The organism is Desulfovibrio gilichinskyi, from assembly GCF_900177375.1.
In the GTDB taxonomy this organism is placed as follows: Bacteria; Desulfobacterota; Desulfovibrionia; order Desulfovibrionales; family Desulfovibrionaceae; genus Maridesulfovibrio; species Maridesulfovibrio gilichinskyi.
The window spans coordinates 141,251-167,986 of the sequence record NZ_FWZU01000001.1 but is presented as its reverse complement, the minus strand read 5'-3'; the positions used below and the strand labels follow the sequence as shown (position 1 = coordinate 167,986).

Genomic DNA, 26,736 nt, shown 5'->3' with positions numbered 1-26,736 from the left:
ATGAAAAAAACTGAAACCCGCGTTCTGCTACTAATCTTTACCATAACAATATGCCTGCTACTTTCAGCTTGTACTGATGATGAAAATTTCCTTTGGCAAGGTTATGTTGAGGGTGATTTTGTTTATGTATCATCCCCTCTCGGCGGACAGCTTGAGGAAGTGAATGTAAAAAAGGGACAACAAGTAACCGCAAATCAAACCCTGTTCACACTTGAAAGAAAGTATGAAAAAGCCGGAGTTGATGAAGCCTCTGAAAATTTGGATAAATCGCTAAGCGATCTTGCGAACAAACGCAAAGGAAGCAGACCTTCTGAAATTGCTTCAATCAAAGCTAGGCTTAAAAAAGCAAAAGCGGCAGAGTCCCTAGCCGCCACCGATTACAAACGTAGAGCAGACCTTTATAGATCAAGGACAATATCCGAAGAAGAACGTGATACATCACTATCAACTTATCAGCAGGCAACTCAGCAGGTAAATCAAATTACATCAGAACTTGTTACCGCTACTCTCGGGTCGCGCTCTGACGAAATAAATGCTGCAGAATCAGCAGTTGATGCAGCAAAAGCGAGACTTGTCCAAGCCCGTTGGAATTACGATCAAAAGGAACAGACCGCTCCGCGCTCAGGTTTAGTCTTCGACACCATCCGGTATAAAGGTGAATGGGTTCCGGCTGGAAATCCGGTTCTTTCCATATTGCCTCCTGAAAACCGCAAGGTAAAATTCTATGTTCCTGAACCGATTGTAGGAGAATTTAGAATCGGAGAAGAATTATTTCTTAACTATGACGGATTAAACGAACCCGTAAAAATTAAACTGACTTATATTTCACCTAAATCAGAATACACTCCGCCGGTTATTTATTCCAGCCAGAGCAGAGCAAAACTGGTCTTCATGCTGGAAGCTTACCCAGAGTTAAAGGATGCGCTGTGCCTTAAACCGGGACAACCTGTAGATGTCAGCAGGAATATAAAATATTTTGATCATAAAGTAGGGATCATCGACACCGTAAAGTCTTTCTTCCGAGGTAGAAATGGATGATCAGACTGTCATAAATGTAACGGGCGTGACCAAAATTTTCGGGGAAAAAACTGTTGTGAATGCGCTGGATATGAACGTCAAAAAAGGCGAGATATTCGGTTTCCTAGGCCCGAACGGATCAGGTAAAACAACGTTTATTCGCATGCTTTGCGGCCTGCTTCAGCCTGATGCAGGTTCCGGCACATGCCTTGGGTATGACATTTTAACAGAGTCCGATCTTATAAAGCCCAAGGTCGGATACATGGCTCAAAAATTCAGCCTGTACGGCGATCTGACTGTACGTGAAAACCTTGATTTTCTGGCAAGAGCTTATCAACTACCAAACCGCAGGAAACTGATTGATGAAGCGATAGAACGCATGGGACTCGGCAGATTCGCAGGTCAACTTGCGGACAGTCTATCCGGTGGCTGGAAACAGCGACTTGCTTTAACCGGATGCACATTGCACAGCCCACAGCTGTTACTTCTTGACGAACCAACCGCTGGAGTCGACCCTTCTGCGCGGCGGGATTTCTGGGATGAAGTCCACAACTTGGCCGCGCATGGAATCACAGCTTTGATAAGCACTCATTATATGGACGAAGCTGAACGTTGCCACAGACTTGCCTACATTGCGTATGGAAACCTCTTAGTTAAAGGCACGCTTGAAGAACTCATTGCCAATTCCGGCCTGCATACTTGGACGCTCAAAGGTCCGCGGCTTGCCGAAATGACTCCCCTTCTGCGAGCTACAGACGGGATAGATCAGGTTGTCGCCTTCGGGAACACCCTGCACATAAGCGGAAGGGATAAAGCAAAAATAGAAAACGGTATTAAAACTGTAGCAGGACCGGATAACAGTTTCAGCTCGTCTGAAACAAGCTTAGAAGAAGTCTTCATAGATCTTATGAAAGGAAAAATGCCATGAGCACCCTAAAATTGTTTTCTTTCAAAAGGTTCATGGCAATTACGGGAAAAGAATTCATACAAATGCGTCGTGACAGGCTGACCTTTGCCATGATGATCGGCATTCCGATCATTCAATTGATTCTTTTCGGATACGCAATAAATTCTGATCCGAGGCATTTGCCTTTAGCCATACTCTCCGGTGATAACTCTCAATATTCACGCGCCATAGTCTCCGACATGCAGACAAGTACATATTTTGATGTTGATCGGTTCATAAGCTCCAGAGCCGAAGCAAATAAATTACTTGAGCTTGGCGAAGTGCAATTCGTGCTGACCATCCCTGAACAATTCGGACAGAAAATTGAACGGGGGGAACGACCGACACTCCTGCTTGAAGCCGATGCAACAGACCCGATGGCCACGGGTAATGCGGTAAATTCCATGAAAGAAATAGTAAATCGGGCGATGGAACAAGAGCTGAAAGGTTCACTGAGCTATCTTCTGCCCAAAGATCCGCCCGTAAACATGCTGATTCATGCGGACTACAACCCCGAAGCCATCAGCCAATATAACATTGTCCCGGGCCTCATGGGAGTAATTCTTACCATGACTCTTTCTATGATAACATCACTTGCAATAACAAGAGAACGGGAACGCGGAACAATGGAAAATCTGCTGACGACCCCCGTCCGCCCGCTTGAAGTAATGCTTGGAAAAATTATTCCATATGTTTTAGTCGGGTATATTCAGGTAATGCTGATTATGCTTGCTTCGATCTTTCTGTTTAATGTCCCGATCAACGGCAATCCTGTGATCATTTTTTTGTATTCATCATTCTTCATTGCCGCGAACCTGACGGTAGGTGTTACAATATCAACTATTGCTAAAAATCAGCTTCAAGCCGTGCAGATGTCCATATTCTTTTTTCTGCCGTCACTATTGCTGTCAGGATTTATGTTTCCGTTCAGGGGTATGCCGCAATGGGCGCAGACACTGGGATCATTTCTACCGCTCACACACTATTTAAGATTAGTACGCGGGGTTCTGCTTAAAGGCAGTGGATGGATGGAATCAACACACCACCTGTGGCCTATAATCATTTTCTGGCTGGTAATTCTTGCGGTGGGACTTAAGAGGTATAAAAAGACTCTTGATTAAATGCAGCACCCTTCAACCCAAAAACAGCCCGGAAAACAGTATATTCCGTTTGCCTGCATCCAGTATCCCTGTTTGCCGTTTTTGCCTGTATAAGCTCTGCTTAAACCTACACGCATGAACACTTCTTCGCCGCCGGCAAGAGCTGTATTAAAGTCTTCAAGCCTATCCTGTTGAACATATTTCAAAGCACAGGAATGAAAATTTAAATCCGCAATAGGGGTATGCCGAAAAGTTTCGCCGGTTTTATCCGTAAAACTGAGTCGCAATTTTTTTTCATCAGTTCCGACCACAGAAAGTGACAACGACAAAGGGGCTATTCTTACGGTTCTAATCGAAAAATCAGTAGGCGAATCCAAAGGAACATATCTGTTTTTAGGCGTAATCATGCCGCTGAAAGCTTCTTTAACAGAATCTACAGCGCTTCGCTCCAGTAAATCTTTAAAAGAAACTTCGCCCATCCTTTCGAACCATAAATCATTAACAAAAAGACAATCTTCAACATGAGGGCGGACTGCGGCTTCATTCGGAATAACAGTAGCATCAACAATCATGCCCGGAGAAATCCCTTTCTGATCAATAATAGCCTTAGTTGCATAGGGCAAAGGCCGATGGCATTTGCACGATTCAACATCAAGTAAGGCCATGCAAACATTATCATTATCTTTAAATCTAGTTATATCCGTCACAACCAGCTTCATAAAACCCTCTTTATTCTCTGGATAAGAACCGCCCATCCCTGCAATTAAGCAGATGTTATAATATACATCTTTATAACTAATATATCAATATACAAGATACAACAACCTAATATAACATATGAAATAAGATAGAATGTGCACATTAAAAAAAGCGGAGCCTTTTATAAAGACTCCGCATAAGAACTCTCCCATGAAATTTTACATTGAACTCATAATCTGCTCTGCTTTTCCGGCAAATCCCGCAACTTCGTTGCGAGTAAATCCTGCCTGCGATAAATCTTTAATCATACTTGTGCCTGCAGAAGCCGCGGCCATGCCCTGTTGCATTTTCTGCTGCTGAAGCTGCATCTCTCTTCGTTGAGTCCTGAACTTTTCAACCTCATCACCGGATCGTACAATACCTGTCGGCACCCCTATCAATTCAGCATATTCATCAACCGCGCGATCCATATCAACCTTATCTAAAATCTCAGGGTTTGCTCCGGCGAGTCTTCCCACAAATTCAGATAGCGACTGAATTGACTGAGTCCCGACCATTTTCTGAGCCTGAGCAAGAATTGAAATATAATCGATTCGGATATCCATACCGTCAAGGCAGGACGGAGGCTCCGGCAATTTACCTGCGCGCGTTAAGATCCCGAAAACTCTGTCAATAAGCGGATCGAGAAGTTCTGTATGCTGACGATCAATCACCGGCCCTAACTGGATCAGTTTTTCTTCGTGCCGCTCGGCAACTTCAGAAGCTGTAATAACTTTACGGGTTGAACCGGCCATCATCATGAAAACATCATTATAGAACCCTTCACGAATTGCAGACCGGACTTCCTGAATTTTACCACTCACTCCGGCAAGATCCGGCCGGACCTGATAAAGCGGAGCAATAGCATCCTGTTGATTCTGTTCAACCGGATTCTGCCCTCCGGGAAGAAGATTAAGCCTGCGCGAGTACATGGAAGGCACTTTCATAGGCGGACGCAGAGTCAAATGCACAGCCTGAATTTGACTTTTACTCATTTCCATCAACATTTTAACATCTGACAAAACATCCATCCCCGGCGATCTGCCATACACATCCATTGCCGAGGTATCCCAGCGCGGTGCCATGTAGGGATTTTCCATGAATCCGCTTTCCGAAAGGATTTCATTTCCCATACCGTTAAGAATAAATACTGATTCAAAAGGCATATTCTGCTTATCAAGTTTTCTGGGATTGAATTCATCACGGGGCTGAACCGCATGCAGAATATCAAACCAATGATCCCGATTACTGGCCAAACTGGTTCTTACAGTTGCAGGAAGAGCGTCAATACCGAATCTTTTTTCAAGCTGGCGCGCTGTCATTTTGAATTCACGGTAAACGGTATCAACTCGACCCTGCGCATCGGTTGCAAGACAATATTCTCCGGCTGTCAAAGTACGAAATCTTATGCCTTGATCAACATCCGGTTCACAATAAAGTATCCCTGTTCCGAACCCCGCAAGCTCCGTATAAAGTGAATGTATGCACGAATAAAAATTACTACGAGCAAGTGCCCTATACATGACCGCTTCAACATTAGAAATCCAGTCGCGAACAGATTTATGCTTGGACATATCCCGATCAGCAAGTCCCAGCCGGAACCAAGGACGCGCCGGGGAAGTAAGCCCGCCTTGTAAACCTGCTGCAAGAATCCTTAAAGCCCTTGTTGCAGTGGAATCAATAATACGATTATTTTTTCTGCTCCCGTCATTGGGAATAATGCCATCATACACACCTTTTCGCGGCAGAATATAATCACTTATTTCCCGCCAATGCCCCTCCCACGAACTACGCTCCTGCCTGAGCGTTTTCAGCCTGGATTCGTACTTATTTTTATTACTTACATTCATATTTTATCCTTTGGTCTATCTATATAAAAAGGGGGGGCCGCCAATCTTGAAACTACAAACATTAAGCCTGTAACGGCAAGACCTGCCCCCCTTAATGTATAGAAAATCAGTTACTCTTTATTACAGGAAAGTTTAACCAGCTTTTTACACTTCGGACACTTAACCTGAACCTCAACAATCTGCCCTTTCATAAGCAACCTGCCGCATACAGGACAACGAAGATCAATCACTGCATCACTCCTTTTGAATTTTGTAAAAACTGTTTCTCTACTTTAGCCACACCGGAAACACCTACAGGTCCAGTAAGTATCGTCTTTTTTCTGCCCAAAGCATGAACCTGCCGCATCTTTTCTTCGTTGGCGTTTCTGGCAGATATTCTGGCTTCGATATCAGCATTTTCCTTATCGATTTCACGCTTTCTAATGTCATTTGGATGAAGCCATTCACCATCAATCAGATTAAAACCGGCATTTTTCATTTCACCTGGAGTGTACCAATGCCCAGTAGCATCGGAAAAAGTCCATTCATCAGGCATCTGCCAATTGGACGGAGCTGATAACCCGCTGGCATTAAATGATGGATTCGTTCCATAGGTAGTTTTATGCCATTTAAAATAACCGTTAAACCCCGGAGATCCATAGTCAAACCAGACGGAAGATCTGCCTGATTTAGGCAGGTCAGGTCTGTAATAACTGCTCATGATTTCACCTTACTGCCCGAGTTTAGTCTTCTGTCCCAGAAGAGTTGCATTCTCTGTAGTAGTCTCCCCGAGAACACCCTGCCCGCTTGTAAGAACAGTCGCACTTCTACCTTTTTGAAGACGGGATAATTCCCGCATCTTTTTGGCCTTCAGCTCCTCTTCACTCTTTTGCAGATCGGTATCCATAATCGGCGGTGCCGGAGCCGGTGCTACAGGCGGCGGCGGAGCCGGTGCTACAGGTGCTGATGGTGATTTTGATCCAGATCCTCCCATGATCATTCTCCTTTCGTTTAAAATTTTAACCTTAAAACTTCCTTAAACAATGAAGCTTCACATCAACTATTTCTGACCGCACAAAAAATTACGGCGTCCACACTTTTATCTTCCGCAGCAAGGTATGCTGACTGCGGAAGTATTCCCACTTTGGTAAATCCACTTTTTTCTGCTATGCGGCAGGCAAGTGGATTTGTTACCGGTGTGAGACCTTTGACGCAGTCAAGAATATAACGACCTGACACGTCACGGACTGTCAACAAATGGCGCAACGCACCTTTTCCAATACGTAAAGCCTCTTTTCCGAAAAAATCAGGCATCACGGCAAAATGAACAAAGCAAGAATACTGACTAAAACCGTTCAGCCAAAAGAGCACTGAAGGTTTCTCATTTTTAAAACCAAAAAAGAAATGTTGATCTTTCAAATCCACCAAACGCTTAAAATCCTCAAAACATTCAACAGAACCATCGTAAAAAACAACCGGAATTTGCCCTGCTCTTTCCATCACATCCCAAAACCATTTTAAATGTCCTTCGGTAAGACTTTCCGTTCCGTCAAAATCACGATACTTATAAAACGTAAAACCTCCTTCAAGTTCAAACCCGTACATTATTGTCCTCCTGTAAAAATATCGTAATCCATGATTCCCTGAACGGACTCCTGCGGCTGAACGCAGTTACCAGCTCTGGGAAAAACAGCTCCAAGTGCCGGATCTAAAATCCTAGCCATGCAATCCAGCATGTCGTCATGGGGAGCAACAGGAAAAGCCAGATACTCGTCATCAATAAATTCCCGTACTAAATCCCGCTCCCGTCCCTGATGATCCATAAATCTGCTCCTCCACGGCAGCCAGAAACGCCCCTGTTCAAAAATAGGTACAAGCTTTCTGATGCGATCTGTTTTCGGAACATGACCGCCAAGCGGTTCAATGGAAAAACGATAATTCTGTTCTCCCATCACGTACTGCATGTGCTCAACATCCGCCTGCTGACCGTACTTTTCGTATCCGACAACTTGCGGCCCGTAAGCTCTGTGCAATCTAAAAAGAGCACGGGCCCGCTCTGTTAAGTTGAGGCGGTCGCGAATACCGTCTATCAGATAATAATTCCTGTCCGGACCGAGTCCTATGACCAGCATTACCGTATAATCGCTACCGACTTTCTTCTCGCTTGCAGGGTCCACAAGCAGATAGCGGTTAAATTCGCGCCACTTAGGTTTGCCGCTTTGAGAATGCTGCTCCCAGCGATTGATCCAGTCTTCTTTAAACCCCTGAACATCGTCCGCTCTGGGGTCCTGCATCATCTGGCAACCGAAAACATACGGCCCCATTTCACGCCGCTTGGTTGCAAGCTGTTCTCTGGTGAGCAGTACCGGATCACCTTCAAGAGTTCCGTCAGCAGTTGCCGGAAAAATTCTCGGAACAGCCGCCTTCCTTTTCAAAATATCGCGACAAGTATCATTAAAATGATAGCGGGTTCCAATATACCTTTTGATCCCTTCACGAGTTCCGAGATTGATAGACAAGGCCCACGCTTCAGTCGTTTTAAAGATCATATCCGGCGAGGAAACCGATTCACGCGTAACCACATCATCATAAATCAATCGTGAGAAATGCTTACCGGTCGGCTGTCCGTCCACCAGCCCCCATGCTTCCACAGTGGCTTCTTTGGGATTGGATTTTCTTTTGACTATGATTCCGTCTTCCTCAGACCACTTAGGAGAATCCTTTTTAGGATTAGCCCACAACACATCACGGTAACACTGCTTAAGGAGTTCATTACGTTCAAACTCCATCTTTATCTGACGTAAAAATCCCTTTGCAATCGGGCGCGTGTGGCTGAAAATTCCAATGGTAACTTCCGGGTCACGCAAAATATCCTGAACTGTCAGCGCAAAAGTTATGATAGTGGATTTGTAATGCTCACGACTCCACAAATCGAGACGCCCGTCAGAACTATTCTGTACGTCCTGACACCTTGCAAAAACCCATTCATTGTTTGCATCGCCTCGGCCGAGTAAACGAGTCAGCAGAAAAAACAGATCACTGCGCCCAAGTTCAGCAAGAACCTGCAAAACCTCTTTGCTTTGCTCAGCCTTACGAAGCAAATCAGCATACCACTTGTTCGCGCTGCTAAGATCTGTAAATTTCATCCAGCTTCTCCCTCAGTTCAGGACTTATTGCAGAACTTTTCTTGTTTTTTTGTTCAGTTGATACTTCTTTTTTAGTGTCGCCGATGCACCATGCTTTACGCTCCATGTCATGCCGCTTTTGCATTATGTCGAGCTTGGTTTTTAAATCTTTAACCATGTCGGAATCACTTCCATCCACGGCAAGCGCGAAAACTTCCCGAAATCGTTCGAGCTCCTCCTTCTGACGTTTAACAACTTCTGTTTTATTCACTTTTCAATCTCCAAAGTTTACTTCACTCCGCTAAACAGATTAGAAAAACACAAGACCTACTGGACAATGTTTTTACCCAGACTTTCGTAGACACCGGCTTCTGTTTTTCTCATGCACTTGCGGCATAAACGGGCTTCACGGAAAACAATTTTTCCGCCGTAACGTGTCTCCATCCTGAAATATTCAAGCTTATCAACACACCCGCAACAATCGCATCTGTCCCCTTCAAATGATCCGCCTAACCATGACGCCGCGTCCGCAAAAACTGCTGAAACTATCATCGAAATGCCTCATAAAAAGCCCGGGCAGTTACTCCGGCTACAACAGTGACAGTGCCCCATACAGCCCGTTCAAGACTGCGAATTTTTTCTGTATGGGTATGGCACCGTCTGTCCCTGTTAATTCCAGCAATGTCCTCCTGAATAGATTTTACCCGTTCATCTATACGAATGAGCAGGTCATGCAATTCGCTCCTTTCTTCAACCACCATTTTCCCTCCATGTTTTAACAACTTTTTCCGCGCTTCGACCCACAACGTAACCGCTAAGCCCCAGCTGCATCAGTGACCAGAGTTGCGGCGGAAGTTCCAACTTCGGTGCTTCTGCCCAAAACAAACTCATGTACGGATACAAAAGGTAATTATTAGCCACTATGGTAATTATGGTCAGCATAAGAATAGGCCGCCATGAACGCTGAAGCCAGTTACCTGACATTTCCGCCAGCATGATTTTCAGACGGGATTCAATCTCAACAAGCTCCCCCTTACTTTGCAATTCCACGAGCTTAAGTTTCGCTTTTTCCCTGTCACCAGCATCAGGCCAGATTTTGTCGATAATCGTTGATCCCAGATCCAGAATAGAACCGATCATATACGCACCACCGGGGTTTCAATGCTTTGTGGATGTTCCCATCCTCCGAGTTCAGGAACAGTTTTGTTCCTTTTGTAATCAGCCAATGCAAATCCGAACTCATGCCAATCCGGATTATCCTCAACAAACTTTGCGTAGGTCTTTATGAGTCCTCTATTTTCAAGAGGGTACAAACCCGCAAGAGTTTCAACTGAACTTTCTTTCATTTCTTCCTCCCTTTTATTAAAGAATATCGGTGAGGGCGGACATGAAACAGCCGGTTCATGTCCGGAAGGCAAATAATTGTAAAAAAAATCCGCTGAAAAAAAGAAAACCCCCGCAATTAATTTGCGGGGGCTTCAACAGTATTCCTAACTTATTTAATTATAAAACTTTATTATCTTAAAACTAAATAAATGATGATAAAAACAATCTACATCCTTACAAGTATCTTTTTTGAACCTTTGCGGCACGCATGCTCAAACGCTGATAGAAACTGATCAAAATTATACTCAGCTTCTATCAACCCTGAAACATCAATAAGGCCATGCTCAAGAGTCGAAAGAGCAAGTCCGATATCACCGCAGCGGGAACCTACAATCGAAATTTCATCTACAACCACTTTAGCAAGATTTATTAATGTCGGCTTATGAGATGTTGTTTTAGCTACGACAGTTCCTTCAGGTCGTACAAAATCTATGGCATACGCTAACCCGCTCTCACTTCCTGTTGCCTCAACAACCAGATCATATCGGCCATGCTTAACCGCTAATTCAGAAAGAGCTTCCACACTTTCAATACAATAAGTTGCTACTCCCTGATCTGCGGCAATCGCAAGTTTATCAGCGTGCTTTCCGATCAAAAGTACATTCGGATTATATATCCTTAATGCTAATGCCGTCAGTATGCCGAGCTTTCCATCCCCAAGCACCATAACCCGCATATCGGCTGTTATATGGATCTGCTGGCTTACTTCAAGGGCGGCGGCAAGAGGCTCAGCGAAAACAGCCGCCTGAGTAGCAACACTATCTTCAACAACATAAAGATTGCTAACCGGAGCCTTGAGATACTCGGCAAAAGCACCATCATGATTCGCTATTCCTATAACATTCCTACCAGGTGCGTGCCGCGGATCACCGGAATAGGAACTGTCCGCAATATTAATATCTGCAACAACCCTTTTCCCGATGAATTCAGGGTTATCAGGACACTCTTCAACTATTGCGACAAATTCATGCCCCGGAACACCTTCAAAACCGTAATAACCTTTATGAAGCTCAATATCCGTATTGCAAATTCCGGCAATAATGACTTTTAAGAGGGCTTCACCTTCTGATAATTGAGGCTTTTCAGTCTCAATTAATTCAATATTTCTATCTTTAAAATATACTGCTCGCAAAGATTTTTCCCCATTAATAAATTATACAGAGCAAAAATGATTAATCAAAAATGATTAATCAAAAATTATGTTCCTTCGACAGTATCAACCTTTGCAAATAGCGGCTCATGGAGCGGAATGATTATATCTGCAAGCGATTTCACTTCGAGCATGATATCATACGCTTTGTAGGTGTTAACACTTGTACCCGGAGGTATCACTTCCATTTCCATACCGGTTACTTCAAGCGGCGGATAAAAATTCTCCATAATTACACAAAAACCGGTAATTGCAGCTAATCCGCCTTTGGTATCTACAAGTACGGTAAGCCCGCCTTCCGTATGTACCGGTGTATGCTTTACTCTGATTCCGGGAACTATTTCACAATCACTATCAATTATTTCAATTTGCCCGTTATCTTCAACATCTTCTATATAATCTTCCAGATATCTGAAATCTAAAGGATGAGGATTATGTATGTGTTCAAGCTCCTTACGGTGAGCATAAATCTTAGCATTCACGCATTTATAATCATTTTCACAATGGTCGTTATGTAAATGAGTATGAATAACAATATCTATGTCTTCAGGTTTTAAACCGTATTTGGCTAAACCATCCTCAAAAGTATAAATTCTACCCCCGAGCCCCTTCTCGCGATCATCGGAGATAACAGGTTTCATTTCGCCGGTATCAACAATAACAGTCTTATCTCCACCTTCCAAATACCAGCAATAAATAGGTATAATATATGGAGTTCCATAGTCATGCTGATATGTCATCATCCCCTTATCAAATCTCTTTGTTCCCATTACAATAGGATGTATTTTATATGTATTCATTTTTCCTCCGACATAAAAATTTGACGAGTGACTATTTTTTTCTAGTATGCTAACTCTACGCTATCTAGCTATAAGAAGAAAGAATCTGGTTTAAGACCGACCTGGAAACAAAGTGAAAATTAACACAATTCGACCTTTTAACCTTATTAATAATCTAAAAACAACTTAAAGAATTTTATAACAATCAATAAATAAAACTCAACTTGCTTATTTTATTATCAAAAAATAAATATTGTTACTTTTTTCACAATCACAGGTTCCAAAACAGCTATTTTAAAGACATGTTTATGTGAAAAAGTTATTTTTTTCTCTATTTCATTTTTACTTGAGAATTATATCACAGACTTATAAATAACCTTTAACTTAACAAGCTATCGGCCTTCACGGCCGGGTAAATATTAATTAACGGACGAGGAGGAAGTTATGACTTACAAGGAAATTCAAGAATTGCTGATGAAGGAAATGAGACTTTATCATTATCCAGTCGCTGTTAAATTTTTCTTTAAACAAGAAGAAGTCGACCAGTTCAAAAAAACTGCCGAATTCTTTACTCCAGTCAAGCCTATGACTTATTGCCAGTGGGAAATTGCTGCCCGCATGAAAGGGCAGACCGTTTACTCAGACATCGACGGCCTCATGTGTGGAAACGCAAAGTACAGCTTCGGCTGGAAAGACCTTGATGATGCTGAAATCAAAGGACACGCAAAATACACCCGCGACCTCGCACAGGCTGAAAAATTTGTTAAGACTAAATCTCAGCTCCCTAAAGGCCTTATCGGAATAGCTGTTGCGCCTCTGGGAGATATTGACGGTGTATTCGAACCTGATGTTGTCCACTTTTATGTAGATAATATGCAGTCCTACCACCTTGCAGTAGATTACATGGCTGCAACTGACACTCACCCGCTTCGTCCTAATGTAACAATGAACTCATCCGCATGCGGTGGTACTGTTTATTCTTATATTGAAGACGAATTCAATATGTGCCCAGCATGCTCCGGTAGCTATAATGCAGGTAAAACCGAACGCGGTGAAATCAACGTAATGATTCCAGGCACAAAATTTAAAGCCGTTGTGGACAGACTCGTTGAGCGCATTAATGAAAAAGGCAGCGGCGCAATCACACGCCCCGGCGATGGATTCCCCGGTGCTGATGTTTGTAAGAACTGTCCTTTGATCATCTTCAAGAAAAACGAAGAACCGAAATAGCTGTTCTGTCTACAGAACATCGAAATAAAGAGGAGCGTATACCGTAACGGCATACGCTCCGAGCAACAAATGAAGACGCTGGCTATTTTAACGCTTAATTTCCTGAATCCGCTGCAACGGAAACAGGTAATAAAATATCTGGCAAAACCAACTTTCACTTAAGGAGATACACTATGTTTAAATCCCGCAAAAGCCTTTTGATTATGGCTCTGGCGGCGCTGGCAGTGGTGGTTTTTTTCGAGCCGGCCTTCGCAGGCAAACTGCAAGCTGCTATCGATGCCACCCCTAAAGGTACAGGTCCAGGCGAAATCAACACCGAACTGGCTACCGGATTCTTAGGAATCAACGGAGCTCCATCCCCTAACCTTATTCTCGGATTTGCATGGGCAATCTGGGTTGGTTGGATTTTCTCAACTGTCGGCGCATTCGGCGGAATCATGGCTGGTGTAGGTCACATCACCATCTACGGATTCGGTAACTTTGCTTCTACATTCAAGAAAACTTCTCCTGTAATGAACAAGCTCGTTACAGACTCTATCCGTGTATCCAACCAGTGGCTTGTAGGTACATCCGCAGCGATGTCTTCTTACAACTACTTCAAGATGGGTCGTCTTGTTCTTCCTTTGGGACTTTCACTTGCAGCCGGTTCAATCGCAGGTTCATACCTTGTGCCTTGGCTCACAGCAGGTAAAATTTCTCTGAAAGACTACATCGGATACTTTGGTCTTTTCGTTCTTTTCCTCGGTTGTTACCTCCTTTACGAAACATCTCCTAGAGGACAGGCAAACAAGAAAGAAGCTAAAGAAGCAGCAAAAGCTTTCGAAGCATCAATCAAAAAAGAAAAAGAAGGCGGAGCCGTTGATACCCAGTCTTTGGGTGTTAAAGTTATCAGCTTTTCTCTCACCAAGTGTATTTTCACTTTCTACGGTGTAGAATTCTCTTTCAACCCTCTGATTCCAGTTGTCGGTGGTTTCTGCATCGCATCACTCGCTTCCTTCCTCGGAGTCGGCGGCGGATTCTTGCTTGTTCCTTTCCTGACAAGTGTTGCCGGGCTTCCTATGTACCTCGTAGCAGGAACATCAGCTCTGGCTGTTCTGGTCGGTATGACAACTTCTATCTTCACCTACATGGTTGTTAAAGATACTCCTGTATTCTGGCCTCTGATCGGTGTTGAACTTGTCGGTATCCTTGTCGGTTCCTTTATTGGACCACGCACTTCCAAGTACATCCCTGACGTATGGCTCAAGAGACTCTTTATTGTTCTCGCACTTTACGTTGGTATCCGTTACGCAACCAAGGGCTTCCTCGGTTACAGCTTCTTGCCTCCGTTCTAGACGGTACGTTTATAGATTATAAGCACCACCATATACAGGTCGTTCCCTGCCACCACTCTTTGCAGGGGACGGCCTTACTAAACGGAGTTTTTTGATGATTGATACAAATACGATTTTATCTGTTCTTGATACTATATTAATTACCCCTTACCGTATTCCCGTCCCTGAAGTTATTGCATTCTGGTTCGGTACAGCGGTTGTGGCCTTATGGTGTACAGTAGCAGGCGAAGTAAGTATGTCGTTGATATATCTGTGGAACAGAAAATATTATACAGACCTCAATCAAAAAATGACCCGCATGCACAATATTTCTATTGAAGCTATCCGTCGTAAAAACAAAAAAGTTTATAAATCGGCCAACCATTGGGCCAATGAATATTTCGGAAAAGTCTTTTTCTCTCACGCAGCTCTTTTTGCAGTATCACTTTGGCCAGTTGCTTTCGCACTGGCATGGCTTCAAGGAAGATTCGGCACTATTTCTATCCACACTATTCCATATATAAATTTCGGGCTTGGATATCCTTTTGTTTTCATTTTAACTTATATAGTTCTAAGATTTTGTTTTTCCAGAATCAGAAAATTCATTCCATTTCTTGGCAAAATCGATAAACTGAAAGAAGAAGACGCTCTTGAAGCCGGCGAAATGACATCATGGACAGATCTTGCTCCTGAATTTAAAAAAAATAATTCTTCAAAGCAAGAAAACCTGACTTCACACCGCCCGCTTAAAAGCAACTTGTAAAGCTTCCGCCCTGCTCAGCATGCGTTAGGGGGAAGATAGCTTCTCTCGCATAGGAAACTAAATGCTGAAACTTAAGTTTTTAATCCCTACAGTCCTGTTGCTTATCGGCATAGCTCTATATCTTCGCGGACATGGTCTGGATGAGAATATAGTTAAAGTAGACATGTCTATCCGGGAAGAAATAAGCGTTCCCGAGCCTGAAACAGCCATTACTTACGCATATCTTCCGCAATATTCACATAAAGTTTCATATCAAAGACATAACAAACTAATCGAATATATCGCTAAAGAAACCGGCCTGACTCTCAGGCAGGTTTTCCCTGATACATTTGAAGAACACCGCCGAATGGTTGAAAACGGAGATATTGATATTTCCTTTTCAAACCCGATGACCTACATAAAAATAGCGAATTCCGGAGCGCAAGCATTCGCCCGCATAATAGAGCCCTCAGGCAGCCCTACTTTCAGGGGACAGATAATAGCAAGACGTGACAACCGTTTCATTCGCAAAATTAAAGACTGCAGAGGAAAAAGCTGGATTGCTGTCGACCCCCTTTCTGCCGGAGGCTATCTTTTTGCTCTGGGGCTGTTTCTCGACCAAGGTATTACTGCCGATGATTTTAAAGAGATCGCATTTGCTGCCGGACCTGGAGGAAAACAGGAAAAAGCGGTTCTCGCTGTCTATGCCGGAAAATACGATTTTGCTTCAATTCGCGAAGGGACACTTGATATAGTAAAAGACAAAGTTAATATTTCTAAGCTCAAAATTGTAGCAGAAACTGAACCATATCCGAGCTGGGTATATGCAGCTCGCAAAGGGCTTGACCCTAAAATAAAAAATCTCATCGCAAACGCTATGTTTAAACTTTCCATGGACAACCCAAAGCAGGCGGAAATTTTAAAACAAGCCGGAATGCGTGGAATTATTCCGGCACAAGACAGTGACTATGATTCTATCAGACAACTCATGGCTAAATTAGGGCTTACCACTATACATAGCAAAGAATGGGGAGGTAAGAAATGACCTTCCTTTCACGGTTGCGCTTTCGCACAAAGATCAATCTTGGATTAACGCTGATTGTCGTTTTCACAGCCTTGATTATTGCTTTTTTCGTTACCAGCATGGCGTCAGAAGCTCTAGTGGATCAGACACGCAAACGCGGTGAAGTATTAGCCGGAAATTTAGCACTCAGAGCTCAAGATCCCATGCTTTCTACTGACCTTCTTCAGCTTGGATCAATGGTTAACGAAGTAAAAAAAGCCGATGACGAAATAGTTTATGCGTTTATTCTCGATGATAAAGATAGAGTTCTTGCAAGCACCTTCAATGAAGGATTCCCAGTACAACTGCGCGAAGCTAATTCTCCAGGCAAATTAATCAATATAGTCATGGTCGATACAGGGTTATTAAAAATTTATGACTTTGCTGCGCCCATCTTTATCAGTGGGAAAAAACTTGGAACTGTCCGCATCGGATTATCGAGAGCAGGCATTCAAAGCGTTGTCCAAAACCTGATGTTTGCAATCTTTGTTTTAACAGGAGCAGTCCTGCTTATAGCTGTTCTGGTTTCAACACATTTTGCAAGACGCATGACTGTCAGGTTAGGTAAACTTCAAAAGCATGCTGTTGATATTGTCCGCACACACTTGGGACCGGAAATATACAAAGATTCAACTCCGGATAAGAACCGTAAGTTTTATAAGAAATTTTTAAAAGGTGATGAGATTCAAGAATTGACGGATACTTTTGATGCAATGGCAATGAATCTAGAAAGTCATATTGAAGACCTTGAAATAACAGAAACAAACCTGACCAGACAAAAAGAACTTCTCAAAACTATAATTAATGTTTCGCCGGATTATATATCTCTGTTAGGACCGACTTATACATATCTGGCTATGAACAAACCACTTGCTAAACATTTAGGTAAAACCGAAGAAGAGATAATCGGGCTCAAAGATCAAGATCTGTTTCCTGCTCATGAAGCTGAAATCAGAGTGGAAGAAAGCCGAAAAGTTTTAACGAGCGGACTGATCATTAATAAAGAGACGCGCGAACAGGATGAACATGATTCAACGGTTCGCTGGTTTCACACCATAAGGGTCCCTGTCTATTCTGAAAACGACAGAATTATCGGAGTTCTCTCAACTGCCCGCGAAATAACAGAACTTAAAAGCTATCAGGCTCAACTTATTCAATCGCAGAAGATGGAATCGGTAGGAAAGCTCGCGGGCGGCGTTGCTCATGAAATCAATACCCCTCTCGGGATTATTCTTGGATACGCTCAGCTTTTACAAGACGATCTCTCACCGGAAGATCAAATTTCACAAGATCTTAAAATTATTGAAAAGCAGGCTCGTGTCTGCCGTAAAATTGTTTCGGATTTGCTTGGGTTTTCCAGACAAACTGAGAGCGAAAAGACCGAAATGTGTTTTAACAATTCAATTCTTGAAGTCCTACAGCTCGTCAGTCACACATTCAAACTTGAGCAAATTGAAATCGAAACAGTGCTTGATGAGCGATTCCCGATTATTCACGGTGATCCTGAAAAACTTAAGCAAGTCTGGCTGAATCTGCTTTCAAATGCGATGGAAGCTGTTAACGAACAGGGAACTATCCAGATTACAACACTTTTAGACATATCAACTATGACCATAACAGCTCTGTTTGCTGACTCAGGACACGGCGTAGACCCGCAAAAGTTAGGTACAATTTTCGACCCGTTCTACTCAACCAAACCTGTCGGTAAAGGGACAGGACTCGGCCTTTCAGTATCATTTGGAATTATAAAAGATCACGGCGGAACAATTGAAGCAATCAGCCCTCTTCCACGATCTATTTCAAAAGGAATGAACCTCCCTGAAAACTCCGGTCCCGGAACTCTCTTTAAAGTTGTCTTACCGCTTGATGCAATATCCGCCGAAGAACAAGTTCTGAGCACAGGTTCAGTTTAATCTATAACATTAATATACCACATGAAATTTAATAAGCTTTTTAATCATTGGACTTACGAAACATTCCCCCCCGGTAGACTGCTTAGAAGAAGATATAATTCATTTAAAATGCTGATGGACCTTGAAGAAGAATGTCTGCACATAATCTCACGTATTGAAGACATCGGATTCGGTCTAAGCGAAGTGGATTGGGCCAATGTAGAAAAACTGTCCATAGACCTCGGCAATAAAGTTCATTTAATGCTCGAGCAATTGCAATCTATGAACCCGATACGTTTTATGGATTTAATGGATTATTATAACAAAATAAATTTCTATGTTCGTATGGCTGTGACCGTGCCGGACCCTGATATTTCAATGCCGTTCACACTTGCTCTGTCAGAATCTGCAAAACACACCGCGCATGCCGGAGCAAATGCCGTGGTCCTTGCACGCATTATTTCTGAGACAGACATAAATGTTTTGGATGGTATGGTTATAAGCTCCGGAGTTTACAATTACTTCATTGAAGCTAATGACCTCAGAGTACATATTGATCATATTTTAGAGTCGGTGACGTCTACTGATCCTGAGCAGCTAAAGAATACTTCCGAAGCTCTGATTTCTGTTTTTGTGAAAGCGCAAATGCCGGAAGCAATCACTAACGAACTCGAAATTGCAGCGCTCGAAACAGCCAAGGGCGGTAATTTACTGATACTTTCAGCCAGTGTGACTCCTGAAGACGAGTCCTGTATACTTCCTGAAAACAGCACAATAATTCACAATGTCAATCCGCAAGACATTGTAAGTGCGTGGAAAAAAGCTGTACTCTGCAAATTTTCGCCGGAATCTATAAAAGCACGCATCAAGCTCGGCTATTCCAATAGAGAAACTCCTGTTGCGGTTATCATTCAGCCGGAAATAAAAACACAGGATTCAGGTTCACTTGAAACTCTGCACAATCCTGAAACAGATCTTCCGCCGGCAGATCAGGAAACAGGATGTTCTGCTGTTTTAAGTGACAATGACTCAGACCCGTTTATATTTTCAAGACGGAAAAAACAGCGCAGACTTTCAAATCCTGAAAAACAGTCTCTATCACTTCACTCTGCCAAAACAATAAATGCAAATGGATGTGAAATTGAAAAGATGCTTGGTGTCCCCCAAAAATGCAAATGGATTACCGACCTTCGCAACCGAGTATTCATAACCTCGGCAGAGCCTTACCCAAACAAAGGCGTAAGAGCTGTCGACCGCATGAAAAGGACTTTGCAATATATTGCGAACCTTAAAATTTCTGCTCAAAATACGGAAATGTTTTTACCTGAAAAAAGTAAATCCATGTATGATCTTGTCCGCTTTGCCAATGAAAAAGCAATTTCAGAAATGTTTTCTCTAATCAGCAAAGAAGGACTCGGTTTAGACGGGGCTAAACATCTAACGGCCAGACAGCCTATATCGCTGACAGTGCTGAATCTCCAAGAGGGTCTTTTCACAACTGCTGCGGGGAAAATGGAAATATCTCCGGATGACATCAAATCAGTTCCCATGTGGGCTCTATGGTTCGGACTCGGGGCAAAACGTCCCGGATGGTCTGAAGAAAACTCTATTGAAGGTTACGCTATCCTCTCAAAAACATATCTGAATATAAAACTTAAATCTGAAAAAGATTTATCTGAAATTGATACTGTGTGTGATCAGGATTATAGCAAAAACCATATTCATTTCAGATTTAAAGGCGGAGACGGTTCTGCCGACGAACGCATAGCAAGAATTGAATTCATAAAGAAAGTTTTAATTCCTGTAGGCTTTGAAATTGAAAATCAGGGCGATTTGATTGAAGCTGTGCATAAAGAATCTACTGAAGCGGAAATCCAGAAAAAACTGGCAACAATCGGTCACATAATTGCCCATATCGCTATAAGCAAACCTGTCGCGCAAAATAAACAGCAAGCCGCAAGCGAAGCTGCAATATTCATTGCAAACTTGAATTAATTTTAATATTCCATGAACCTTCTATAATCATAAACAAAAACCCGCCTGAAATTTGCTTTTTATCAGCAAATTTCAGGCGGGTTTAAAATGTACTCAGCTTTAAATTAACTAGCTTTTCATATTCACAAACTGAAAAGGCATCTCCAGATCACATTCTCTGACCAGTCCCATAACTTCCTGAAGATCGTCAATTTTCTTTCCGGTTACACGGACCTGCTCATCCTGAATAGCAGCCTGAACTTTTATCTTACTGGCTTTGATCATTTTTACCAGATTCTTAGCTGTATCCTTATCAATACCTTCTTTAAGCTTAATAGCCTGTTTAAGCTGTCCTTTCGAGGTAGGCTCAACTTCACCGTAATCAATAACTCTGGAATCAACTTTACGTCTGGTAAAATGGGTAATCAGCATATCTCTTACGGCTTTAACTTTCATATCGTCGCCGGTTACCAGATTAATAACTTTATCTTTTTTGTTAAAAGAAAGTTCTGTTTTAACTCCGCGAAAATCATAACGGGTTTCAATTTCTTTGACCACATTGTTTACGGCATTATCAACTTCCTGCAAATCAACTTCGCTGACAATATCAAAAGACGGCATAAGATATATCCTCCATATCATTAAAATACTATTTCATATTATTTATTTGAATACAGCCCTGTTCTTTACCAATCCATTTCAGAGAGTCAAGTGGATTAAAAACAGAAATAACTGATTTCAGGACACTACCAAATAATCACGTTTGAAACAATATACAGTCTGTCGCCCTATACAAAAATTTAAAAGCCTTGAATAATTTCTATATTCAAGGCTTTTAAATTAATGGCAAATGCACTAATTTGGAAAAATGTATGATCTGCAAAAATCAACTGTTTAATGCATCTTCAACAGACGGATAAATATCAAAAATCCTGTCTAACTTGCCAAGATTAAAAAGCTGCATAACAGTTGCAGTAAGCCCGACTAAAAGGAGACGGCCGGTTCCGGCAAGGGACCGTACACTGGGAAGAAGCCCTGCAATCCCACTTGAATCCATAAAACCGACTTGAGACAGATTAATTATTAATCTTTTTTCGCCCTGCTTTATAATATCATCCAGTGAAGATTTAAGAAGAATAAAATTTGAAGAATCGAGACGTGATTCTTTAATCTCAATAATTAAATAATTCCCTGCTCTTTCCTTAGATAATTTCATCACCTTCTCCTAAAAAATAAAGATTCCTGCAGCCGATCATTGACAAACTTAGACAAAAAAATAATCTTTTCAGTAAAATACTGACAATTAGAAAATGTCTAGATTTCATAAGATTAGTCTACTTATCATTTCTAAAAAAAGAGAGCAATAAACAATGTATATTTTAAGCCTAAATTACGTAAAACCTGTGAGTGAAATAGAAAAGTTCATTGATGACACATCAAATATTTAAAAATATTATAAAGCAGGTGTTTCAGATATGTCTTGAAGGAGAGTTCCTAACTATTCAATGATGCGAAGCTGACAAGCTTTTGCTGATTCTCATCCCACAAGTTCAATTTCAACGACTTCAAACTTTTAAAGAAGCTCAATGCCTGTACTTTCTGCATCTCCGGGCTGGAGTCATAGCACTCCTGAAGTCTGTAATTCGGGATTCTCGGCAAGACATGATGCACGTGATGCAGGCCGATACTACACGTGAACCATTGAAAGACCTTGGGAAGTTTGTAATAGGAACTCCCGTTCATGGCAGCCATTGCAGGGTCCCACTCATCCTGATGCGCCCAATAAACACCCTCGAATTGGTGCTGTATGTAGAACAACCACACCCCTACCGCACCGGCAATAAGCATTATCGGGATCTGAATCATCAGATAACTTTTGATGCCGATGGTCAGACTTGCTATGGCAACAATCATCACAATAGCCACATTTGTGACCATGGCGCTCAAACGCTCATGTATCCCTTCCCATTTGTGTAAAAAGCGCTGGGTAATCAGAAAAGTGTATCCCGGGCCAATCCCCAAAAAGATGATCGGATTGCGATAAAGGCGATAGGCCAGACGCTGGGCTGGAGCGAGTTCACGGTACTCTTTTACGGTCAACGTCCACAGGTCGCCCACCCCTCTTTTGTCCAGATTCGCATATGTGCCATGATGAACGAGATGGTTGTGCTGCCAGTAAGTAAAAGGAGTGAATGTCAAAAATCCTGAGACATACCCCAGTATAGTATTGGCTCGGCGCGAGGCGAAGAACGAGCCATGCGTGCAGTCGTGGAAAATGATGAAAATACGAACCAAAAACAGAGCTGCTAGAATAATAAGCGGAAAGATTACGAAAAATGGAGCTGCGTTCTTTAGCAGGTATATAAGAAGTCCCCAAAGACCAAAATATGGCACATAAGTATCCACAATCTGCCATACAGCCCGTCGAAGTTCATGTTTTGCGTATGGTTTAAGCGGGATACGCAAATCATCAATTGAAAGTTTATTGGTATCATTCATATCACTTCCCCTTGGCAGCTTAGACAAAAAATAACATTGCAGTAATATACCTGATAATTTAAAAATGTCTAAATTCCAAAGAGTAGTCTACTTATCATTTCTAAAAAAAGAGAGCAATAAACAATGTATATTTTAAGCCTAAATTACGTAAAACCTGTGAGTGAAATAGAAAAGTTCATTGATGAACACATCAAATATTTAAAAAAATATTATAAAGCAGGTGTTTTCGTTATGTCAGGAAGAAAGGTCCCACGCACTGGCGGAATCATTTTAGCAAAAAGAGTTTCACTTGAAGAACTTGATACTATTATACATGAAGATCCTTTTCACATAAACGAAGTAGCTCAGTATACTGTAACCGAGTTTATTCCGACCATGACCATGGATGAAATTTCGATACTGAAAGAAACTTTATCAGATTAATTTGCTTTTATAATATATTCTTAAGTTTGAACTGTGGACAGCATTTTGAAACAATAAATGCTGTCCTCAAAAATTCAACGCACAGCTGAGATCGCAACAAATCTTACGGGAAAAAATAAATTGTCTTGCTACTGAGCATATAGAGAATTAAAGTTAGAATTGATTTCTTCTACAATAACTTCTCTTAAAAAATTGCATAAAAGAAGCACCCCAAATGTTCACAATCAGACCTATTTACGACACGCAGCTCCCGATAGACCGCTTAGCCATTGCTAAAGTTCAAGAAATTCTAAGCGAACGCTTTCCCCTTCTTAATAACAGTGAAATAGAACAGCTGCCGGATATGCTGGCAAATCCGTTTCTTAAACAATATCGCTCAATCCTTTTCGTTGCAGAAAAACGCCGCTCTGAAGTTCGAGGTTTTGCTCTGCTCTGCCATTTTCCAGATCTCAATTTTTGTCTTCTAGACTTCATCTCTGTCAGTCTGCGCCACGGCGGAGGCGGAGTAGGATCTGCTCTATACGAAAGAATCAGAGAAGAAGCTCTGGCTCTTGGCGACACAGCCCTGTTTTTTGAATGTTTACCGGATGATAAAAGTCTCTGTTCGTCGCCGGAGATTCTCAAAGAAAATAAAATGCGACTGGCGTTTTACGAACGGTACGGAGCGCGCCCGATAATAGGAACAGCTTACGAAACGCCTCTGACTTCAAGTGATGATTGTCCTCCGTATCTGGTAGTTGACCCTCTCGGCAGAACTCTCAAACTATCCCGTACACGCATACAGGCCATAGTGCGCGCAATCTTAACTCGTAAATATAAAGATGTCTGCCCTCCTGAATATACTGACATGGTCGTAAATTCATTTAAGACAGGAAATTTGGAACTCAGACAACCTGTCTATATCCCCCAAACAGAAGCAAATAGCCCTGCTGTCCAAAAAATAAGTAACGATAAACGAATAGCTCTTATCTTAAATGATCGACATGATATCCACCATATACGCGAACGCGGCTATGTAGAAGCTCCCGTTCGTATTTCACGGATCAAGAAAGATCTGGACAAAAGTGGACTCTTTGAAGAAACGCCTGTCCGGCATTACTCTGAATCATTCATCACTGCAGTACATGACGAGAATTATGTTAAATATTTTAAAAAAGTCTGCTCAACACTTCCTGAAAATAAATCAGTCTACCCTTATGTATTTCCTATAAGAAACGCATCAAGACCGCCGCGTGAACTGCCTGTTCGCGCCGGATACTATTGCATGGACACATTTACACCGCTGAACGCAAACGCGTGGAAAGCTGCCAAACGAGCAGTTGATTGCGGTCTTACTGCCGCGGATACAATTCTTGAAGGACGCAGAATAGCATACGCATTGGTACGCCCTCCCGGACATCATGCAGAGCGTAAAGCTTTCGGAGGTTTTTGCTATTTTAATACAGCTTCTATTGCCGCAAACTATCTTTCAGGTTTCGGATCAGTAGCGGTACTCGATATCGATTACCATCACGGCAATGGAACACAGAATATTTTCTACAAACGTAATGACGTACTGACAGTGTCAATTCACGGTCACCCAAGATTTGCCTACCCGTATTTCAGCGGATTTACAGAAGAAACCGGAAAAGATGCGGGACTTGGTTTCAATCGCAATTTCCCTTTGCTGGAACATGTTGACGGCAAGATGTTTCATAACACCTTGCGTAGAGCCTTAGACGTTATTCGTAATTTCAAGCCGTCATTTCTAGTTGTTTCACTGGGGCTCGATCCTGCCAAAGGTGACCCGACAGGAACATGGTCCCTGATTGCAAAAGATTTCACCACCAATGGACTTCTTATCGGTGAACTGGGACTGCGCACTTTGGTTGTTCAAGAAGGTGGATATCTCATCCGCTCTCTCGGAATAAATGCACGCAGCTTTTTTCAGGGACTTCACAAAGGAATAGCAAAAGCTATCCAAAGATGAGTAAACTATAAAATAGACAGCTTTTCTTAAAATCCGGCACACTCAAATAATAAAGCCAATAGTTTTCAATATTAATGAAAACTATTGGCTTTACTTGTCTCTCAGCAGAGATACAACTTTATAATAATAATTGTTGATCTGTGTTACCATTTTGAATTATGTATACTCGAGTTCAAACAAATTGAACATCAGTTTAACCAAGGAGGATATCCTATGTCAGGATGTACACCCAAGTCAGGACCGGTGATGGCCCCGGCGGACCTATCTGCAATTCACCCGGATGCGGAGGGAAGTATGAGACTTATCGAAGGTGTCATGTATCGGAATTACGCTCCTAAAGACGGCACAGACCCGGATAGAATTACTTTTATCCAGGTCGATGCAGACAAATGTCAGGCTTGCGGAGCGTGTGAAGAGGTCTGTGCTACCGGTGCAATTCAGTCTATAAACAGTGACGGAATTCATCAGGTAGTCGACCCCGCAGCATGTATGAACTGCGGACAATGCTTAACCAACTGTCCTTATGGAGCAATCTACGAAGGTGTCTCTTTTGTTGATGAGTTGTTTGAAAAACTCAAAGACCCTGACACTATTGTTGTCTCCATGCCCGCCCCTTCTGTTCGTTACGGTCTCGGGGAATGTTTCGGTGCTGCTACCGGAACATACGTTGGCGGTAAGATGCACGCAGCTCTCAGAAAACTGGGATTCAACTACATCTGGGATACTGAATTCGCTGCCGACGTTACCATCATGGAAGAAGGTACGGAGCTGATCCAGCGTGTAAAGGAACAGGGACAAACGAATGCACGACCTTTGCCGCAGTTTACCTCCTGTTGCCCGGGCTGGATAAAGTTTGCTGAAACATTCTATCCGGATCTGATGCCTAATCTTTCAAGCTGTAAATCTCCGATAGGAATGCTTGGCCCCTTAGCCAAAACATACGGTGCAAAAGAAACAGGCACTAATCCCAAAAAGATTTATACTGTTTCAATTATGCCGTGTATTGCCAAGAAATATGAAGGCATACGCCCGGAACTGAATGACAGCGGTTTCAGTGACATCGACGCCACAATCAACACCAGAGAACTGGCGTACATGATTAAAGCAGCTGGTATAGATTTTAATAATCTGCCGGATCAGGAGCCTGATCCCGTATTAGGCGAATCAACCGGTGCTGCCACTATTTTCGGTAATAGCGGCGGTGTTATGGAAGCGGCCCTCAGACTTGCTTATGAAGTCCTATCAGGTGAAAAGCTGAACGATCCAAACATAAAAGTTGTTCGCACGCACGAAGGCATCAAAACAGCTGATATCAATGTTCCGAATTTCGGAGTTGTTAAAGTTGCTATTGCCAGCGGGCTGAAAAATGCTGCAAAAATATGTGATGAAGTAAGAGCAGGAAAATCTCCTTATCACTTCATCGAGATCATGACTTGCCCCGGTGGCTGCGTGAACGGCGGTGGTCAACCCCTTGATCCTGAAATTCAGGCTTCACTCTTCAGAAGTACTGTTGCTCAGATTAATAGACGGTTCAGAGCCCGTAAAATCAAGGCTTAAGGAG

The 26,736-nt window shown here is 42.5% G+C and carries 29 protein-coding genes; 12 read left to right on the top strand and 17 right to left on the bottom strand.

What is annotated here, in order from left to right:
* Genes B9N78_RS00740 through B9N78_RS00730 form a run of 3 tightly spaced genes read left to right on the top strand, consistent with a single transcriptional unit; the run spans position 1 to position 3,084 of the window.
* Entirely contained in the window at positions 1-1,038 is a 1,038-nt protein-coding gene (locus B9N78_RS00740) for an HlyD family secretion protein (RefSeq protein ID WP_085096902.1), read from the top strand.
* Complete coding sequence (locus tag B9N78_RS00735; RefSeq protein WP_085096899.1) at positions 1,031-1,945, top strand: ABC transporter ATP-binding protein; 915 nt, start codon at positions 1,031-1,033, stop codon at positions 1,943-1,945. The genes B9N78_RS00740 and B9N78_RS00735 overlap by 8 nt, the downstream gene beginning before the upstream one ends.
* Positions 1,942-3,084: an ABC transporter permease gene (locus B9N78_RS00730; protein WP_085096896.1), complete on the top strand. Its 1,143-nt coding sequence runs from the start codon at positions 1,942-1,944 to the stop codon at positions 3,082-3,084. The genes B9N78_RS00735 and B9N78_RS00730 overlap by 4 nt, the downstream gene beginning before the upstream one ends.
* On the opposite strand, the gene B9N78_RS00725 is transcribed toward B9N78_RS00730, so the two are convergent.
* From B9N78_RS00725 to B9N78_RS00660, 14 genes are all read right to left on the bottom strand, one after another.
* Positions 3,081-3,782 (bottom strand): hypothetical protein, encoded by a 702-nt coding sequence (locus tag B9N78_RS00725; RefSeq protein ID WP_085096893.1) that lies wholly within the window; start codon positions 3,780-3,782, stop codon positions 3,081-3,083. The two genes, B9N78_RS00730 and B9N78_RS00725, sit on opposite strands and share 4 nt — an antisense overlap.
* Before the next feature lie 198 nt (positions 3,783-3,980).
* Positions 3,981-5,651 (bottom strand): portal protein, encoded by a 1,671-nt coding sequence (locus B9N78_RS00720; protein ID WP_085096890.1) that lies wholly within the window; start codon positions 5,649-5,651, stop codon positions 3,981-3,983.
* Positions 5,652-5,761: 110 nt separating this feature from the next.
* Positions 5,762-5,881: a Com family DNA-binding transcriptional regulator gene (locus tag B9N78_RS00715; RefSeq protein WP_085096887.1), complete on the bottom strand. Its 120-nt coding sequence runs from the start codon at positions 5,879-5,881 to the stop codon at positions 5,762-5,764.
* Positions 5,878-6,351, bottom strand: a complete 474-nt coding sequence (locus tag B9N78_RS00710) for an aminobutyrate aminotransferase (protein WP_085096884.1) — start codon at positions 6,349-6,351, stop codon at positions 5,878-5,880. The genes B9N78_RS00715 and B9N78_RS00710 overlap by 4 nt, the downstream gene beginning before the upstream one ends.
* A gap of 9 nt (positions 6,352-6,360) precedes the next feature.
* Entirely contained in the window at positions 6,361-6,624 is a 264-nt protein-coding gene (locus B9N78_RS00705; RefSeq protein ID WP_085096881.1) for a hypothetical protein, read from the bottom strand.
* A 62-nt stretch (positions 6,625-6,686) separates the two neighbouring features.
* Positions 6,687-7,235, bottom strand: coding sequence for a GNAT family N-acetyltransferase (locus B9N78_RS00700; RefSeq protein WP_085096879.1), 549 nt, complete (start codon positions 7,233-7,235; stop codon positions 6,687-6,689).
* The gene (locus tag B9N78_RS00695; protein WP_085096876.1) at positions 7,235-8,776 is read right to left on the bottom strand and encodes a hypothetical protein; all 1,542 of its coding nucleotides are present in this window, start codon (positions 8,774-8,776) and stop codon (positions 7,235-7,237) included. The genes B9N78_RS00700 and B9N78_RS00695 overlap by 1 nt, the downstream gene beginning before the upstream one ends.
* Positions 8,757-9,026, bottom strand: a complete 270-nt coding sequence (locus B9N78_RS00690; protein WP_085096873.1) for a hypothetical protein — start codon at positions 9,024-9,026, stop codon at positions 8,757-8,759. Before B9N78_RS00690 ends, B9N78_RS00695 begins: the two co-directional genes overlap by 20 nt.
* Positions 9,027-9,082: 56 nt before the next feature.
* Positions 9,083-9,307, bottom strand: a complete 225-nt coding sequence (locus B9N78_RS00685; RefSeq protein WP_085096870.1) for a hypothetical protein — start codon at positions 9,305-9,307, stop codon at positions 9,083-9,085.
* Positions 9,304-9,516, bottom strand: coding sequence for a hypothetical protein (locus tag B9N78_RS00680; protein WP_170921345.1), 213 nt, complete (start codon positions 9,514-9,516; stop codon positions 9,304-9,306). The genes B9N78_RS00685 and B9N78_RS00680 overlap by 4 nt, the downstream gene beginning before the upstream one ends.
* Positions 9,506-9,895, bottom strand: coding sequence for a holin family protein (locus B9N78_RS00675; RefSeq protein ID WP_085096867.1), 390 nt, complete (start codon positions 9,893-9,895; stop codon positions 9,506-9,508). The genes B9N78_RS00680 and B9N78_RS00675 overlap by 11 nt, the downstream gene beginning before the upstream one ends.
* Positions 9,892-10,101, bottom strand: a complete 210-nt coding sequence (locus tag B9N78_RS00670; RefSeq protein WP_085096864.1) for a hypothetical protein — start codon at positions 10,099-10,101, stop codon at positions 9,892-9,894. The genes B9N78_RS00675 and B9N78_RS00670 overlap by 4 nt, the downstream gene beginning before the upstream one ends.
* 206 nt (positions 10,102-10,307) lie before the next feature.
* On the bottom strand, positions 10,308-11,273 hold the full coding sequence (locus B9N78_RS00665) for an MDR/zinc-dependent alcohol dehydrogenase-like family protein (protein ID WP_085096861.1): 966 nt from the start codon (positions 11,271-11,273) through the stop codon (positions 10,308-10,310).
* Between the two features lie 65 nt (positions 11,274-11,338).
* The gene (locus B9N78_RS00660; RefSeq protein WP_085096858.1) at positions 11,339-12,091 is read right to left on the bottom strand and encodes an N-acyl homoserine lactonase family protein; all 753 of its coding nucleotides are present in this window, start codon (positions 12,089-12,091) and stop codon (positions 11,339-11,341) included.
* A gap of 423 nt (positions 12,092-12,514) precedes the next feature.
* Here B9N78_RS00660 and B9N78_RS00655 point away from each other — a divergent pair, with 423 nt between their 5' ends.
* The 6 genes from B9N78_RS00655 to B9N78_RS00630 all read left to right on the top strand — a co-directional run bounded on the left by B9N78_RS00655 (position 12,515) and on the right by B9N78_RS00630 (position 20,305).
* Positions 12,515-13,300 carry a DUF169 domain-containing protein gene (locus B9N78_RS00655; RefSeq protein WP_085096855.1) on the top strand — a complete coding sequence of 262 codons (786 nt, stop codon included), beginning with the start codon at positions 12,515-12,517 and terminating at the stop codon, positions 13,298-13,300.
* A gap of 173 nt (positions 13,301-13,473) precedes the next feature.
* Complete coding sequence (locus B9N78_RS00650; protein WP_085096852.1) at positions 13,474-14,634, top strand: sulfite exporter TauE/SafE family protein; 1,161 nt, start codon at positions 13,474-13,476, stop codon at positions 14,632-14,634.
* A 94-nt stretch (positions 14,635-14,728) separates the two neighbouring features.
* A complete protein-coding gene (locus B9N78_RS00645; RefSeq protein WP_085096849.1) occupies positions 14,729-15,376 on the top strand; it encodes a hypothetical protein in 648 nt (215 codons plus the stop codon).
* Between the two features lie 61 nt (positions 15,377-15,437).
* Positions 15,438-16,400 (top strand): phosphate/phosphite/phosphonate ABC transporter substrate-binding protein, encoded by a 963-nt coding sequence (locus B9N78_RS00640; RefSeq protein ID WP_085096846.1) that lies wholly within the window; start codon positions 15,438-15,440, stop codon positions 16,398-16,400.
* A complete protein-coding gene (locus tag B9N78_RS00635) occupies positions 16,397-18,331 on the top strand; it encodes an ATP-binding protein (protein ID WP_085096844.1) in 1,935 nt (644 codons plus the stop codon). The genes B9N78_RS00640 and B9N78_RS00635 overlap by 4 nt, the downstream gene beginning before the upstream one ends.
* A gap of 21 nt (positions 18,332-18,352) precedes the next feature.
* A complete protein-coding gene (locus B9N78_RS00630) occupies positions 18,353-20,305 on the top strand; it encodes a PEP/pyruvate-binding domain-containing protein (protein WP_085096841.1) in 1,953 nt (650 codons plus the stop codon).
* A gap of 108 nt (positions 20,306-20,413) precedes the next feature.
* Here B9N78_RS00630 and B9N78_RS00625 read toward each other — a convergent pair whose 3' ends face one another.
* From B9N78_RS00625 to B9N78_RS00615, 3 genes are all read right to left on the bottom strand, one after another.
* On the bottom strand, positions 20,414-20,905 hold the full coding sequence (locus tag B9N78_RS00625; RefSeq protein ID WP_085096838.1) for a YajQ family cyclic di-GMP-binding protein: 492 nt from the start codon (positions 20,903-20,905) through the stop codon (positions 20,414-20,416).
* 265 nt (positions 20,906-21,170) lie between these two features.
* Positions 21,171-21,500 (bottom strand): STAS domain-containing protein, encoded by a 330-nt coding sequence (locus B9N78_RS00620; RefSeq protein WP_085096835.1) that lies wholly within the window; start codon positions 21,498-21,500, stop codon positions 21,171-21,173.
* Between the two features lie 278 nt (positions 21,501-21,778).
* On the bottom strand, positions 21,779-22,783 hold the full coding sequence (locus tag B9N78_RS00615; RefSeq protein WP_085096832.1) for a fatty acid desaturase: 1,005 nt from the start codon (positions 22,781-22,783) through the stop codon (positions 21,779-21,781).
* Positions 22,784-22,906: 123 nt separating this feature from the next.
* Here B9N78_RS00615 and B9N78_RS00610 point away from each other — a divergent pair, with 123 nt between their 5' ends.
* From B9N78_RS00610 to B9N78_RS00600, 3 genes are all read left to right on the top strand, one after another.
* Positions 22,907-23,206: a YciI family protein gene (locus B9N78_RS00610; protein WP_085096829.1), complete on the top strand. Its 300-nt coding sequence runs from the start codon at positions 22,907-22,909 to the stop codon at positions 23,204-23,206.
* A 214-nt stretch (positions 23,207-23,420) separates the two neighbouring features.
* The gene (locus B9N78_RS00605; RefSeq protein ID WP_085096826.1) at positions 23,421-25,175 is read left to right on the top strand and encodes a GNAT family N-acetyltransferase; all 1,755 of its coding nucleotides are present in this window, start codon (positions 23,421-23,423) and stop codon (positions 25,173-25,175) included.
* Between the two features lie 246 nt (positions 25,176-25,421).
* Positions 25,422-26,732: a [FeFe] hydrogenase, group A gene (locus B9N78_RS00600; protein WP_425429854.1), complete on the top strand. Its 1,311-nt coding sequence runs from the start codon at positions 25,422-25,424 to the stop codon at positions 26,730-26,732.
* The last annotated feature ends 4 nt before the right edge of the window (positions 26,733-26,736 follow it).